Origin of the sequence: Marinobacter sp., from assembly GCF_052091845.1 — a bacterium.
In the GTDB taxonomy this organism is placed as follows: Bacteria; Pseudomonadota; Gammaproteobacteria; order Pseudomonadales; family Oleiphilaceae; genus Marinobacter.
Genome location: NZ_JBQDCO010000005.1, coordinates 1 through 14,134, shown reverse-complemented (window position 1 = coordinate 14,134; position 14,134 = coordinate 1). Strand labels below are relative to the sequence as shown.

The 14,134-nt window shown below is 54.5% G+C and carries 13 protein-coding genes; 6 read left to right on the top strand and 7 right to left on the bottom strand.

Annotation, left to right across the window (positions count from 1 at the left end; genetic code table 11):
• Window positions 1-53: 53 nt before the first annotated feature.
• Window positions 54-452: a DUF4168 domain-containing protein gene (locus tag ACTHYN_RS02670; protein ID WP_441810955.1), complete on the top strand. Its 399-nt coding sequence runs from the start codon at window positions 54-56 to the stop codon at window positions 450-452.
• Between the two features lie 106 nt (window positions 453-558).
• Here ACTHYN_RS02670 and ACTHYN_RS02665 read toward each other — a convergent pair whose 3' ends face one another.
• From ACTHYN_RS02665 to ACTHYN_RS02650, 4 genes are all read right to left on the bottom strand, one after another.
• On the bottom strand, window positions 559-1,530 hold the full coding sequence (locus tag ACTHYN_RS02665; protein ID WP_441810954.1) for a glutathione S-transferase family protein: 972 nt from the start codon (window positions 1,528-1,530) through the stop codon (window positions 559-561).
• Between the two features lie 110 nt (window positions 1,531-1,640).
• Window positions 1,641-2,444 carry a mechanosensitive ion channel family protein gene (locus ACTHYN_RS02660; RefSeq protein ID WP_441810953.1) on the bottom strand — a complete coding sequence of 268 codons (804 nt, stop codon included), beginning with the start codon at window positions 2,442-2,444 and terminating at the stop codon, window positions 1,641-1,643.
• A 9-nt stretch (window positions 2,445-2,453) separates the two neighbouring features.
• The gene (locus tag ACTHYN_RS02655; protein WP_441810952.1) at window positions 2,454-3,746 is read right to left on the bottom strand and encodes a hypothetical protein; all 1,293 of its coding nucleotides are present in this window, start codon (window positions 3,744-3,746) and stop codon (window positions 2,454-2,456) included.
• Entirely contained in the window at window positions 3,743-4,582 is an 840-nt protein-coding gene (locus ACTHYN_RS02650) for a 23S rRNA (adenine(2030)-N(6))-methyltransferase RlmJ (protein WP_441810951.1), read from the bottom strand. The genes ACTHYN_RS02655 and ACTHYN_RS02650 overlap by 4 nt, the downstream gene beginning before the upstream one ends.
• A gap of 458 nt (window positions 4,583-5,040) precedes the next feature.
• Between ACTHYN_RS02650 and ACTHYN_RS02645 the strand changes: the two genes are divergently transcribed.
• From ACTHYN_RS02645 to ACTHYN_RS02625, 5 genes are all read left to right on the top strand, one after another.
• On the top strand, window positions 5,041-6,339 hold the full coding sequence (locus tag ACTHYN_RS02645; RefSeq protein WP_441810950.1) for an imelysin family protein: 1,299 nt from the start codon (window positions 5,041-5,043) through the stop codon (window positions 6,337-6,339).
• Window positions 6,340-6,472: 133 nt separating this feature from the next.
• Complete coding sequence (locus tag ACTHYN_RS02640) at window positions 6,473-7,888, top strand: di-heme oxidoreductase family protein (protein WP_441810949.1); 1,416 nt, start codon at window positions 6,473-6,475, stop codon at window positions 7,886-7,888.
• Window positions 7,889-7,899: 11 nt separating this feature from the next.
• Window positions 7,900-8,934 carry an imelysin family protein gene (locus tag ACTHYN_RS02635; protein ID WP_441810948.1) on the top strand — a complete coding sequence of 345 codons (1,035 nt, stop codon included), beginning with the start codon at window positions 7,900-7,902 and terminating at the stop codon, window positions 8,932-8,934.
• Window positions 8,935-8,945: 11 nt separating this feature from the next.
• The gene (locus ACTHYN_RS02630; protein WP_441810947.1) at window positions 8,946-10,046 is read left to right on the top strand and encodes a DUF1513 domain-containing protein; all 1,101 of its coding nucleotides are present in this window, start codon (window positions 8,946-8,948) and stop codon (window positions 10,044-10,046) included.
• Entirely contained in the window at window positions 10,039-11,376 is a 1,338-nt protein-coding gene (locus ACTHYN_RS02625; protein WP_441810946.1) for an MFS transporter, read from the top strand. Before ACTHYN_RS02630 ends, ACTHYN_RS02625 begins: the two co-directional genes overlap by 8 nt.
• Window positions 11,377-11,400: 24 nt before the next feature.
• Here ACTHYN_RS02625 and ACTHYN_RS02620 read toward each other — a convergent pair whose 3' ends face one another.
• From ACTHYN_RS02620 to ACTHYN_RS02610, 3 genes are all read right to left on the bottom strand, one after another.
• Complete coding sequence (locus ACTHYN_RS02620) at window positions 11,401-11,772, bottom strand: DUF4870 family protein (RefSeq protein WP_441810945.1); 372 nt, start codon at window positions 11,770-11,772, stop codon at window positions 11,401-11,403.
• Window positions 11,773-11,866: 94 nt separating this feature from the next.
• Window positions 11,867-13,012, bottom strand: coding sequence for a methyl-accepting chemotaxis protein (locus ACTHYN_RS02615; protein ID WP_441810944.1), 1,146 nt, complete (start codon window positions 13,010-13,012; stop codon window positions 11,867-11,869).
• 631 nt (window positions 13,013-13,643) lie between these two features.
• On the bottom strand, window positions 13,644-14,134 hold a 491-nt coding region (locus tag ACTHYN_RS02610), incomplete at its 5' end, for a PhoX family protein (protein WP_441810943.1).

Below are 14,134 nucleotides of genomic sequence, written 5' to 3'. Positions count from 1 at the left end.
CACAGCACTTGAAAGCTACTTGTTGACTGAAAATGAAACAGGAGAGAATGATTATGAACAAGCTACTTGTATCTATCACTGCATCCATTGCCCTGCTTGCCGCTGCCCCAGCCATGGCGCAACAGAATCAACAGAGCCCGGCGACCACCGGCGATAGCAGCGGGTACTCCAACCCGGCCGCAGCAGGCACCCAAAATACCAACTATTCCGACGCCGAGCTGAAACAGTTCATCAGCGCTCAGGAAGGCATCGCAGAGGTGCGGGAAGAATACATTGAAAAAATTGAGGGGGCTGACTCTCAGGAAAAGGCGCAGGAACTGCAGATGAAAGCCAACGATGAGATGGTGTCAGTGATCGAGGATGAAAAAATGGACATCCCGACCTACAACGCTATTGCCACCGCCTACAGCAGCGAGCCAAAGGTGCGTAACCGCATTGATGCGTTGATGTAATCTGCTTCAAGTTACAGGCAGAGTAAATACAAACCCCGCTAATGCGGGGTTTGTTCTTTATAACCTTCTCTACTCAGGCGTTAGACACTGGAACCGGTAACGTCTTTTAATGCGGGCTCCCTCCAACCCCTTCCCGGCCATGGGCAGTGGTAAAATCCTGAATTGGCCCCACGGGAATTATTCCGGTGGGATTGATCATAAGGTGACTGGCATAATAGTGCGTCTTGATATGTTCAAAGCTGACAGTGTCAGCCACGCCTGGCACCTGGTACAACTCACGTACATAACCACTAATGGCGGGATAGTCAGCCAATAACTGACGATTGGTTTTAAAGTGGCCAAAATAGACAGCATCGAAACGGATCAAGGTGGTAAACAGGCGCCAGTCAGCTTCCGTCATTTGGTTCCCCGCCAGGTAGCGCTGCCGGGATAGTATGCTCTCGACCCAGTCCAGCGAATCGAACAGGCTATGGTAGGCCTTTTCATAAGCCTCTTGAGTGGTGGCGAAACCGGCCCGGTAGACGCCATTGTTAATGGTGTCGTAAATACGGTCATTCAGGGCATCGATCTGCCCGCGTAACGCATCAGGGTAGTAATCTGTGGTGTTGCCCGTTAAATGATTAAACGCCGTATTGAACATACGGATAATCTCTGAAGACTCATTGCTGACAATGGTCTGTGTTTGCTTGTCCCATAATGCCGGCACCGTTACACGGCCCTCGTATCCAGGATCCGCTTTTAAATACAGCTGATAAAGAAAGTCCAGACCGTAAAGCGGATCGCTCATCTCCCAGCCATTTTCCAGCATCACCGGGTCGACCACGGTGACATCGATATAATCCTGCAGTTGCTTTATCTTTCGAAAAATCAGCGCGCGGTGTGCCCAGGGACAGGCCAGGGAAACATACAAATGGTAGCGGCCTTTCTCGGCCTTGAAGCCGGGTTCGCCATTTGGACCAGCGCTGCCACCGGGTGTCAGCCAACTTCTGAACCGACTGCTCTGCCGTTGAAACTCACCGCCGCTTTTGCCGGTGTCGTACCATTGATCCACCCACTTCCCGTTTTGTAACAAACCCATTATGCGACTCCTGTAGTCTCGTTGGCCGAAAATGCCGAAAAACGCTACCGGCCCATTGTGCCAGTGTGGCTGGAATCCCAAAGTTGTAAATGGGCACAGCCAACTTCGGATCAGTTCACCGCGACCGGCGCCGACACAAACCTCACATTCTGGCGAGCCAGTTCGGTGGAACCACGAGCCGTCAGCTCGGAAATAAACTGAAACTGCTCCTTGGGGTCAAACGGATAAGCCTTCAGTCGATAGTGCATGCCCCATGGCTTGTTAAACACAATCACCACCACAGGCTGCCAGGTTTTTGTGCGCGGGCTGGTAAACGCCACATCCCGAAGCAGTTCCCTGACCTGGCCAACATCGTGATTTGCCTCGAGATGAAAATCGACCACACACATAAGGTTGTCAGTGCCATCGTTATCGTTGGCAATCAACGAGTTCCACAACTTATTGTGGGGGATAATCACAACTGTGTCATCGGGCGTAACAATCTCGGCCGCACGGGCGTCTATTGCTCTCACCTCGCCATACTGGCCATCCACCTCAATCCAGTCACCAGGTCTGTAGGGCATTTCGTAAAGGGTAACAATGCCCGCGATCAGGCTATTGGCGTAATCCTTGAAAGCAAACCCCAAAGCCAAAGCCAGGGCGCCGAATATGGCCACCATGTTCTCGAACGAAGGCTCGACCAATATTGGTACCACAGCCACAATGGTGCCCAAAATAATCAGCAGGCGAAGCAAAGGGACAGAGGCCAGTAAATACAACCGAGGCTTGCCACCCAGTTTTTCTGCAAACCGGGGAAACACTTTCTGAATAACCACAGTGACCAACGAGGCAATGACAATAACAAGCAGCGCCTTCAGCAGCGCCTGCCCCGTGATAGAAGCAAAGGCCTCCTTAACGCCAAGATCATCCATCATAGCTGGCTCCTAAAATTGATCTACCGGGAATCCCCAGCTCTGCAGGTGACGTCTGACCGTGGGGTAACCAATAGCGGTTACCTGCCAGCGTTCATCAGACTGATCATAAACCACCAGCTCGGCGCGCTGCAGGCGAGACAACACATGGCTTAACTGGTGATAGCAAACACCGGTGACAGCCTCCAACAAGGCTGCATCAAGACCGTTGTGCAATAACAATCCGTGAAGCACAAAACCTGTAATGCTTTCCTGACTCTGGGGCATGGTCGGCAGGTTCAATTGCTCCAGGGGCACAACCCAGCAATCTGCCGTTCGGCTCTGCCTTTTTGCTTTTTCGTCTGCTTCATCCACGCTGGCGTCATCATCTGGCCGCGCCCGCAAAGCTCTTTGCCAGATAGCCAACGCCACGCCGGGGTTACCACGGGAAGTGGCAGCCAAATCGCGCAAGAAGGTGCTGTGTTTACGTTTCCTGGTACCCTGCTCTTTTTTCGCATCCGCTGTTTCGGGTAACGGCAATACGTAAGAGCCATCAACCGCCATTCTGGCGACCAAAGAGACCCCATCACTACCCGACGCAAGGTGTGTAAACCAGGCCCCCAGCCGCTCCGACTCCATGGGTGCTGGTGTCATGGGCGACATCTGGGCATTCTCAAGGTAGTGTCCCCAGTATTGCCAGCACCAGCTAGAGCACCCCACAATTCCTGCACCTGCCTCGCCACTTGCGATCCGGCGAAACAACTCTTTAACCAATGCCAGGCCCGAAATATGCCGAAGCCAAAAATTCGAAAGCTCGGGAATCACCCATGGCAGAGACAAGTCCTGCTTATCCCACCATTCACTCGCTGCCCGGGCGTCAAGCAATAGGGTATCCGGCGGCCGAATGCGCCGCCATGCTTCGCCGCCAGCTTCTCTCACACTTTGCTGACCGGATTGCGAAAAGTGAGCGAGCGCCTGTTCCACGCCCGAAAAAGGTGGGGCCACCAGGCAGGCAACTTCCCGGATGAGCACTCCCTCAGAGCGTGCGGTATTCAAGCTGTATGCAATGGCTGCAGCCCGGCCAGAGTGGTCGGGTTCCGGCACCAGCCGCTTCTTCTGGATAGTAGATAGCTCTGGCAGTTGATCCATGCTTTCAAAAGGCTCTTCAGCCTGGGACACCCCTGCACGCAACTGCTTGAGAACGTGACCAATGGCATCCTTGAGTGATCGATGCACGGATGTTTGCGGCAACGCCCATTGCTCAACCGGCAACAGTCCGCCCGGAAGACAGGGATCCGCCTCATGTTCGTTAGTCTTATTTTTCATTCTGGTATCAACCAGCCATGTTCGTGCGAGAAGCCCAGCACTTGCTCTGTGGCAATGTCTTCCATCATAGTGGCAAAGCGGTCATCAAACCCCCATGGAGGGTTGACCACTAACATTCCTGAACCTGTCATACCTCTTTCCGGAGGTGTGTCCAGGTGTACTTCACTACACCACACTTTGCGCAGGGGGCTTTCCTTTAACGCCTGCTTCAAAGTGTCTTGCACGCCGCTTGTCAGGATGGGGTACCAAACAAGGTAAACTCCGTGGCGACACTTTTGCCAGGCTTTCTGCAAGGTTTGGGCAACATCAAGATATTCCGTTTTAACCTCATAGGAGGGATCAATCAGCGCCATCAGCCTGGGCTGCCTGGGCGGCAGCTGCTTCAAAAAACCCTTCAGACCGTCTTCGTGCTTTACACGCACTGTTTGTTCTTTTGCCCAATCGACCAGTTGATTATTCTCAGCTGGGTGTAACTCAAAGGCTGTCAACGAATCACCCGGGCGTAAACATTGACCAATCCAGGCAGGAGAACCGGGATAAACCGACAGCGGCCCTTCACCGGCGTTAAACTGCGACAACAACTGAATAACGGCCTGCCAGTCCCTGGAATGCAAGCCGCTCCGGTGCGCCCACAGCTTTTGAATGCCCGCGTCCGCTTCAGCGGTTTTCCGGGCACGCTCGCTATCGAGATTGTAAATCGCGCTACCGGCGTGGGTATCAAAACAGGCAATGGCTGATGGCTTTGCCCGCATCATGGAAAGAGCAAGCGTTAGCGCTGCATGTTTCTGAACATCAGCGAAATTTCCAGCATGGAAAGCATGGAGGTAACTCAGCATAAATTGGCTCCCTGGCAACAGGAACCATTAAGCCCGAGCGAGCCCTTTCAGTGCAAGAGATCAAGCCTTCACGGCCAGCATCAATGAGAACAGCCACCTGAGGATGATGGCTGGTTGACGTTCTTATTCTCGTTACTCCCGCCACATACATTGTTTTTCTCAGCCGATTTACGAAGTGACTGCCAAGCCGAGAAGACAGTTTTTGAAGAGCCTGCAAGCCGAACCACCGATTCACTCATACGCCTTTCCCCGAATTTAAAATAACTCAGAGCGAAATTTAGCATTACATTTGGCATTTGCAAATGATTCTCATTATTAAATATAATGACGCCCGGTTAATGCAGGCAGGTGTGCGCCATCGCGCTATGCATTCTTGCATTGGAGCTCTTTAGCCAACATAATTACGAATGATAATACATCCCATTACTATAATCGCTTCCTGATTTCCGGAGTTCTCAATGAAAGCAATGTTTCGACCGGCCCCTCTGGCACTCACTGTCGCCGCTGCCATGAGCGCTGGCTGTGCCAACACTAACCCGTCAGACTCAGCCACCTCACAACCCGCCACCAAAGCAGCGGTTGTCGCTCATTATGCCGACCTGGCCCACGCCGGTTATGAGGACGCACTGATCACCGCACAGGCTCTGAATGAAGCCACAGACCGCCTGCTGGCCAGTCCAACAGAGGCCAACCTGAAGGCCGCCAAAGAAGCCTGGCTTGCAGCGCGTGTGCCCTATCAGCAAACAGAAGTGTTTCGCTTTGGTAACGCCATTGTGGACGACTGGGAAGGCCAGTTGAACGCCTGGCCGCTGGATGAGGGCCTGATCGATTACGTGCAAGCGGATGACTACCAATACGAACTGGGTAACGCAGGCGCAACCGCAAACATCGTTGGCAGCAAAAGCGTTAACGTGGGCGGCGAGACGATTGATGTTACCAGCCTGAGCCCGGAACTGCTGGCCAACCTGAACGAAATTGGCGGCTCGGAAGCAAACGTAGCCACCGGTTACCACGCGGTCGAGTTTTTGCTCTGGGGTCAGGATCTGCACGGCTTTGAACAGGGCAACGGCGAGCGCCCGGTAACCGACTATGCCACCGGCACCGACTGCACCAATGGCAACTGCGATCGCCGGGCGGACTACCTTGATGCCGTCACCGACCTGCTGGTAACCGACCTGGAATGGATGGTTGACCAATGGGCAGCTGATAACTCTGACAACTATCGTAGCCAACTGGTGAGTGCCAGTGCCGACGAAGGTGTGCAGAAGATGCTGTTTGGCATGGGCTCCCTGTCGCTGGGCGAGCTGGCCGGCGAGCGTATGAAAGTGGCTCTGGAAGCCAACTCCTACGAAGACGAGCACGACTGCTTCAGTGACAATACTCACAACTCGCATTACTACAACGGCCAGGGCATTCAGAACATCTATACCGGTACCTACCGCCGTGTCGATGGCAGCCTGGTATCCGGTCCTTCACTGTCGGACCTGGTGGCACAGAAGAATCCTGAGCTGGATGCCAACCTGAATGCGCAGCTGGATGCATCCATGGAAGCTCTGGGCGTGATGCAAAGCAAGGCAGAATCAAGGCAGAACCCCGTGCCTTTTGATATGATGATTGCACCGGGCAACGCAGAAGGCGCAACCATCGTAAATGGCGCGATTATGGCCCTGGTTGAGCAAACAGGCTCCATCGAGAAAGCCGCCCGTCAGTTGGGCCTCGAGGCCCTGTCTCCAGACGATGCCGGTCACGCTTTCTGATAGCACGTTAGAGACAGACAATTCCCGGGGAGCTGAGGCTCCCCGGTGTTAATGGAATAAGAAAAAGCCATGGAAAGCCTGCTTTGAAAAGAGCGGATTTTCCATGGCTTATTCATTTTTGTGGTAAGAATTCATGACCCCAAAACGACTCATGGCAGCGCTGTTGCCACTGCTTCTTTGTGGTGGCTTGCAAGTTCACGCTGAGACCCATGCCGGCTTTCCGCTGCAGGACACACCTGATACCGGAGGCGATGGCACAGTTGAGCAACCGAACACCAACGCTTACTCTCTGCCCCAGGGCAACCTTTCGATGACCAAACGCCTGGATTTCAGCGTGGGTAACAGTTTTTTCCGCAACCCCTGGGTTGAGGCGCCCGCCAGCACTACAGCACGGGACGGCCTGGGCCCACTGTTCAACACCAATTCTTGCCAGGGTTGCCATATTAAAGATGGTCGCGGACACCCGCCCAGCGATGTTGAACGGCCAGTATCGCTATTCTTGCGCTTGGCCGTTCCGGCGGACCCGGACGCAGACGCGGAGATTCTGCGCACCCACGGTTTCAAGCCCGCCCCGGTATATGGTAGTCAGCTGCAAACCGCTGCACTGCCCGCCGCCAAGCCAGAAGCCGACCTGGTGCTGACATGGAAAACCGTGACCAAAACCTATGCAAACGGCAACAAGGTAGAGTTGCGCGAGCCTGTATACCGCATCGAGAACCCGAACTACGGCCCTCTACCCGACAACCTTCTGATTTCGCCCCGGGTCGCGCCACCGATGATAGGCGTAGGACTGCTGGAGACAATCCCGATTGCCGACCTCGAAGCAGTGGCCGATCCGCAAGACACAAATAATGATGGCGTTTCCGGAAAACTCAATCAGGTTTGGGACATGGCGACTCAGCAACCAGCACCCGGTCGTTTTGGCTGGAAGGCGGTAGAACCTAACGTGCGGCAACAAAGCATGGGCGCATTTGCCGGCGACATGGGGCTCACATCCAGCCTGCACCCCACCACCGACTGTACGCCGGAACAAAAATGCAACCAGTTCCCGGAGGGTGGCGACCCTGAGATTAGTGATAAAATTGCGAACTTTGTCACCTTCTACTCTAAAAGTCTCGCCGTTCCGGCAAGGCGCGACATGAATGCTCCGCCGGTGCAAAAAGGTGCCCGATTGTTTAATGAAACCGGTTGCGCCGCGTGCCATACACCCAGACACGTCACCGGAAGCGACGAGGATCGCCCGGACCTGAGCAACCAGACCATCTGGCCTTACACCGATCTGCTGTTGCACGATATGGGGCCGGCCCTGGCTGATGGTCGTGACGAGTTTTTGGCCAATGGCAACGAGTGGCGCACCGCACCGCTTTGGGGTATTGGCCTGACGCAAACCGTTAACCCGCAAGCCGGCTTTTTGCATGACGGCCGGGCACGCACTCTGGAGGAAGCCATTCTCTGGCACGGTGGCGAAGCCGCTCCTGCGGTGGCTCGCTTTAGCCAATTCGGTGCCGACAACCGCCAGGCCCTGCTCGACTTCCTGAACTCACTTTAACGGACCTCTATATGCAGCGACTGACACTTTCTATCTGCCTGGCCTCATCACTGGCTGCGTCTCCCCTGATGGCAGCCGACGTTAATAACGCTGACTATCGGGCACGCTGGCATAGCGACATTCAAACCGGTTATCAGGCTCTGGCCAGCCAAACCCGAACACTGGCAAGCCAGGCCGGGGCATATTGTGATACACCCTCTGCTGAGGGGCTTGAACAGACGAAGCAAGCGTGGCTGGATGCATTCCTCGCCTGGCAGAAGGTCCGTTTTGTAGATTTTGGTCCGGTTGAACAAGCAAACAGGGCCTGGCAGTTCCAGTTCTGGCCTGACCCCAAAAATCTGGTAGCACGCAAAGCCGCTTACTTGCTTAAAGATGAAGGGGCGATAACCGCCGAAAAAATCAACGAATCCGGCGTAGCGGTTCAGGGCTTTCCCATGGTGGAATACCTGCTGCACGATCAGGCATTTGGCGAAGGGGGCAGAGCCCTGCCGGCTGACCGCAGTTGTCAGCTATTGGTAAGCGTGACAAACCACATTGCTGATAACGCTGAGGCTCTGACCAATGACTGGAGCGAGTTTAAAAGCGCCTATGTAGACAATGATCAATACACAGATACTACTGTGCGTGCGGCAATGACCGGACTGGAACTTCTTGAAGAACGCCGTCTTGCGACGCCCATGGGCCTGCGGGGCAACAGCAAACGCAATGTATACCGCGCGGATGCCTGGCGTAGCGGCGCCAGCCTGGCGGCGGCGAATGCGACCGTGCAAGGATTTCAACAGCAGTTTTTTCCGGCTTTTTCCAAACTGCTCACCGATAATGGCCAGAATGACCTTGCAGCTCGTATAAAAGAGCAAGTTGAAGACGTGCGCGCCAAGTTCCCTGAACTCAATCGCCCAATGGCGCCTCTACTGGCAGATGACAGCAAGTTCCGAATGCTGCAAAGCCTTTATGTGCATGTTTCGCAACTGACAGCACTGGTCAATGACCGGGCTGCTGTTGAACTGGGCGTGGTGCGCGGTTTTAATTCCAGTGATGGAGATTGAGGAACAGGCCCATGCCCGAGCTGACTCGCAGAAGCCTCATCAAAGCAGCCCTGGCCGGCAGTGCAGCGGCCACGCTCACCGGGTGCAGCATGCTGCCCCGCAAAGCCGGTAGCGATGGCCTGCAGCAATATACCGGCGCCATTGGCCTGCCCGGTGACCGCTTTGGGGTGGGCGCCATTGCGCCAGACGGTAAAATGCTATGGCAATCGCCGGTCGACACTCGTTGCCACAGTGGCTGCAATCGACCGGGTACGGCCGAAGTGCTTTTCTTTGAACGCAGGCCTGGCTGGTCGTTCTACGTGCTCAACAGCGAAACCGGCGAGCGCCTGTATCGCATAAAGGCTGCAGACGGTGAGCACTTTGTTGGCCATGGCGTGTTCTCACCGGACGGCCGGTTTCTTTATGCCACGGCCAGTCGCTACGAACCGGGAGAAGGTATTATTGCGGTTTACGACAGCCACAACCTTTACCAGCGAGTAAACACCTTTGAGCTGAACGGCGTAGGGCCGCACCAACTCACGCTGCACCCGGATGGCCAAACCCTGATCGTCGGCCTGGGGGGCATCCTCACCCACCCGGATTACGATCGCATCAAGCTCAACCTGGATACCATGAAACCTGCACTGGTTCTTGTGGACAGGCTGTCGGGTGAGGCTCTCGGCCAATTCCGCCCCTCCCATCACCAACTCAGTACCCGGCATGTGGACGTTTCACCCGATGGCACCATTTATGCGGCCTACCAATACCAGGGGCCGGCCCATGAACGGCCGCCGCTGGTTGCGCGCTATCGCAACGGGCACTACGAAGAGATCGATCTTGGTGAGCCTGTGCACCGGGAACTGGGCAATTATATCGCCAGCATTATCGCCCACCCGGAAAACGATCTGGTTGCCATTGCCTCACCTGTTGGCGGCACCGCACTGATCTTCAACAGTCGCTCTGGGAAAGTGGTTGAAAAAGCTTCTATAGCGGACTGTGCCGGGGTAGAAGCTTTGGCTGGTGGAGACTTTCTAGTGTCATCCGGGCGGGGTCGACTGGTTCGCCTGGGTAGAGGGCAGCCCGCCACCGAAATCGCCAACATGCCCGTGCAATGGGATCACCACCTTGTCTGAAAAACATATCGATGCACAAACCGGCACGCTCGGGCGCTCGGCTGACCGGCTCTACAGCCTGATTGCCAACGAAGAAGATGCCAGGGTTTGCAAAGATATCCCTGCAGACGCCTGCCAGGTGGTACCGCGAAATTTCTTTCTGATCCTTGCAGCCAACGTACTCACCAAGCTGGGCGACCTTCTGATCAGCCCGAAAACCGTGCTGGCATGGCTGATGAGCGCCATAGGAGCACCGGCCCTGGTGGCCTGGCTTGTCCCCATTCGGGAATCCGGCTCCATGGTGCCGCAGATGGTGATCGCAGCCTGGGTTCGCCGCAAACCGGTACGCAAATGGTTCTGGACCTTGGGTAGTTTTGGCCAGGCTGTGAGTGTGGCTGCCATGGCAGCATGCGTCTGGTTTTTGGAAGGCTATAGCGCGGGTGGTGGCCTCATTGGTGCTCTGATCTTGTTTTCCCTGTCACGGGGTTTTTGTTCTGTGGCCATGAAAGACGTACAGGGAAAATGCGTGCCAAAGACTCGCCGGGGCAGACTCTCTGGCCTTGCATCCACCATTGGCGGCACCGCCACGGTGGCCCTGACGGTTTTGCTGTTCTGGAATCGCGGTGAGCCCACTCTCGCCTTTTACAGCCTGTTGCTTCTGTTGGCGGCTGCACTCTGGGTTATTGCCGGTTTCCTGTTTGCAGGCGTAAAGGAGTATGAGGGCGAAACCGGGGGTGGTGGCAATGCCATGACAGAAGCCTTCAAAAGCCTGTCATTACTCCGTGATGACGCGCCATTTCGCAACTTCGTGATCACCCGCGCATTGCTGCTTTGTTCTGCTCTGGCCTCGCCTTATTTTGTGGTTTTGGCACAAAAGGAGTCGGATGCCAGCTGGATGTTGGGGGTGTTTCTACTGGCAAGTAGCCTGGCCAGCTCAGTGTCTGCCAGTGTGTGGGGTTGGATGGCCGATGTATCCAGCCGCCGGGTAATGATTCGTGGCGCAGCTATTGCCAGCGGTGTGTGCCTGGTTATAGGGCTTACGGCACTCTTTGCCGGTGCGGGCATTGGTAATGGCTGGTTTTATCCGCTGGCGTTTTTTGTGCTGAGCATTGCCCATGCGGGCGTAAGGCTTGGCCGCAAAACGTATCTGGTTGATATGGCAGGCGGCAATAAACGAACAGACTATACTGCGGTTAGTAATACGGTGATCGGTTTTCTGCTTCTTGCTACCGGGGGCTTCACGGCCCTGATATCCCTGATATCAGACGCCGCTGTTATTCTGGTACTCGGTTTGATGGGAATGGCCGGCATGTTCAGCGCCCTCCGGCTAAAAGAAGTCACCGAAGACTGACACGCCAGTCCTCGGACAAATATGTCAGATAGGTGCCTTGCCATCATTCAGTGCCAGGGCACCTTTTACAATACGGTAGATCAACCAGATCGCGATGCCCAGAAGAATGAACCACCCAATAATCAGAAAGGTGGTCACAACACCGATAACCGTCCATAACAGCCCAATCCAGAAGGTGCGGATCTGCCAACGAAAGTGCGGCTCAACCCAGGTGCCGCGAACATCGTCCTGCTTTACGTAATTGATAATCACGCCAACCAACCCGGTTATGCCTCCCAGGAAAAACGATAACCCCTGAAGGATATAAACCACCACCGCCAAGTTGCGGGCGGAATCGGAGCGGTGTGACACCTCATTCGCTTTCGCGTCGGCGGGAATGAATTCCGAGTCAGCCAAGGCACATCTCCTTTTTCAGTGTGAACTAGAAGTTTAACACAGGCCTTTGCGTTAATTTCCCGCTAGCACGATCAGGAATTGTCCGGACGGTACCCTAGCCTGAACCACCCCAATGCCTGCCATTTACATAAACCGGAACGGAAAGATCGTGCATTATTTCGCCCGTGTCACGTCGGTAAGTTTGCAACAACATGTCTTCTGTATGGCTTCCGCAGCGGATTCCCGTGCGATCATTAAAGAGTCGCTTACTGCGGCTGCGCACCAGGTCCGTCTGAGAATCGCCGGTAGGCAGGTGAGCAAACTCCTGATTGTGCGTCGGAATATATCCATCTGGGGCCGCCACAATGGCAAACACCAGAGACGGATGCGAACTCTTCACCTTTTCCTGAACCACAGGCAAACACTGATCAGTAAACGAATCAAAACTGCTTGAATACTTAGCTGGTTGGGTATTGGGGATAGGCTTTCGTGATTTATCGAACAAGGCATTTTCATTCAGCTTGCCATCCCGAATGGCCTGACCAAAAACCTGACCAATCTGTTCTGCACCAGCGCGAGCCTGATCGTAGAAGAATCGGTGATAACTGGAACCACTATTCAACGCGAACGCCGCATTGGCCACTTCCGCAAGCTCCATGAGGGTGGCCGCCTGCTCTGCCAGCGAAACAACACTGGTATCGCTTTCGGAGATATGGTCGCGCACGGTCTCAATAGCAGAAAACACATGGGCCAGGCTAAGCTCGTTATTCTGATCAATCTCGGCAATACGGGCAACCTGCTGTTGAACACGGTCGGACTGATCCCGTATCTGATCCAGTCGTTCGCCAACGGTTTCTACCGAGGCAAGCCCTTCCTCAACACTGCGTGCAAGGTCTTCAATACGAGTCACAATCAACGCGGTATCCGAACGAATCTCCTGCAGCGTTTCGGCCACTTCGCCAGTCGCCTGAGCGGTGCGCCCAGCCAGTTGCCGCACTTCATCCGCAACCACCGCAAAACCACGCCCTTGATCACCTGCACGGGCAGCTTCAATGGCCGCATTGAGCGCCAACAGATTGGTTTGCTCCGCAATGCTTTGAATGGTGGTGGTTACACCCTGAATTTTGTTGGACTTATCGTTAAGTTCTTGGATCAAACGCAGGTTTTCACCGGATTGCTGGTGCACCACGCGAATGCTATCAATCGCGGTGGTAAGCGCTTGGCGCCCCTCGATACTCGCTTGCCGGTTTTGCAAGGCCATGTCTCTTGCACTTGTAGATCCAGCTGCAGCTTGAGCTGATCTGCAGCAAAAGAAACCTGCGCGGCAGATATAGCATTTTTATCAGCACTGCCAGAAAGCGCCTTTACCAGCGCCCGGCCCGATTGGGCATCTGCAAGCAACTGCTCACACCGAAATCGCAGAGGGTTGTTTGGCTCAAACGTGCCATCGTTTAGCCCATCAAGCCCACGTTCAACAGGCTCCAAAACTCTCACAATTAAAAACGTGCCTGCAGCAACGAGGCCAATAATCAATCCGACTAAGAAAGATGCTGAATCGAGGCCTAACAACGGCGCCACCAGCACGCTGGCAACCGCAAGAACAGTCGCGATTGCGGCCTCCCAAACTATCGTTACACGGTTAAGCAACCCCATAAACACCTCATCGTTGTTATCATTTTTGCTCGTAGTTTTTATTATGTCTGGTAGCTACACGGTTATACCGCCAAGGTAGAGACTAAAGAATTGAACCGGTTTAATAGCTCATACTTTAGTTAACTTACTAAACGTAACGGCCAGATTAAGCGCTTCTTAAACAAAAAAAACCGCAAACCCGGCAGACTGTTCTGATCAGGCCTGCAGGTTTACGGTTTTCTGAGTAGCCAGGCTTTCGCTTAGGCGCCAATCACGCCATTGTCGTCACGGGTAACGATAACGGTTGCATCCCGAGGGTGATCACCCTCGTTGCCAAAAGGCCAGTCTTTAGCCGGGTGTTGAATATTCACAAACATGGTTGTCACATCAGGAGTGGTAACCACGCCTGTCACCTCACACCCCTGTGGCCCCACGAAGAATCGCCTGATATCCCGGGTTTCGGGGTTGGCCGCGAGCATCATGTTGTTCTGATACGGTGGTGCATCAGAGCCATCTGTCTGGATCCAGAGGCGGCCATTGTAATCAAACCATAGGCCATCCGGGCTGTTGAAGATGTTGTCGTCAGTCAAAGACACAACAACCGCGCCATCCGCGACCGTTTCTGTGCCCTGCTCCCCGGCAAACACAAAAATATCCCATTGAAACGCCGTGGCGGCATAGTCATTTTCTGACTCGCTCCAGCGAATAATGTGGCCAGTGCGGTTTTCTGCATTGGGGTTGGCCGCATCAA

Excerpts from the sequence above, each read along its gene's own strand:
- ACTHYN_RS02630 (WP_441810947.1), top strand. The coding sequence starts at position 8,946 with ATGCCCGAGCTGACTCGCAGAAGCCTCATCAAAGCAGCCCTGGCCGGC.
- ACTHYN_RS02635 (WP_441810948.1), top strand. The coding sequence starts at position 7,900 with ATGCAGCGACTGACACTTTCTATCTGCCTGGCCTCATCACTGGCTGCG.
- ACTHYN_RS02615 (WP_441810944.1), bottom strand. The coding sequence starts at position 13,012 with ATGGCCTTGCAAAACCGGCAAGCGAGTATCGAGGGGCGCCAAGCGCTT.
- ACTHYN_RS02660 (WP_441810953.1), bottom strand. The coding sequence starts at position 2,444 with ATGATGGATGATCTTGGCGTTAAGGAGGCCTTTGCTTCTATCACGGGG.
- ACTHYN_RS02640 (WP_441810949.1), top strand. The coding sequence starts at position 6,473 with ATGACCCCAAAACGACTCATGGCAGCGCTGTTGCCACTGCTTCTTTGT.
- ACTHYN_RS02665 (WP_441810954.1), bottom strand. The coding sequence starts at position 1,530 with ATGGGTTTGTTACAAAACGGGAAGTGGGTGGATCAATGGTACGACACC.
- ACTHYN_RS02670 (WP_441810955.1), top strand. The coding sequence starts at position 54 with ATGAACAAGCTACTTGTATCTATCACTGCATCCATTGCCCTGCTTGCC.
- ACTHYN_RS02655 (WP_441810952.1), bottom strand. The coding sequence starts at position 3,746 with ATGAAAAATAAGACTAACGAACATGAGGCGGATCCCTGTCTTCCGGGC.
- ACTHYN_RS02645 (WP_441810950.1), top strand. The coding sequence starts at position 5,041 with ATGAAAGCAATGTTTCGACCGGCCCCTCTGGCACTCACTGTCGCCGCT.
- ACTHYN_RS02650 (WP_441810951.1), bottom strand. The coding sequence starts at position 4,582 with ATGCTGAGTTACCTCCATGCTTTCCATGCTGGAAATTTCGCTGATGTT.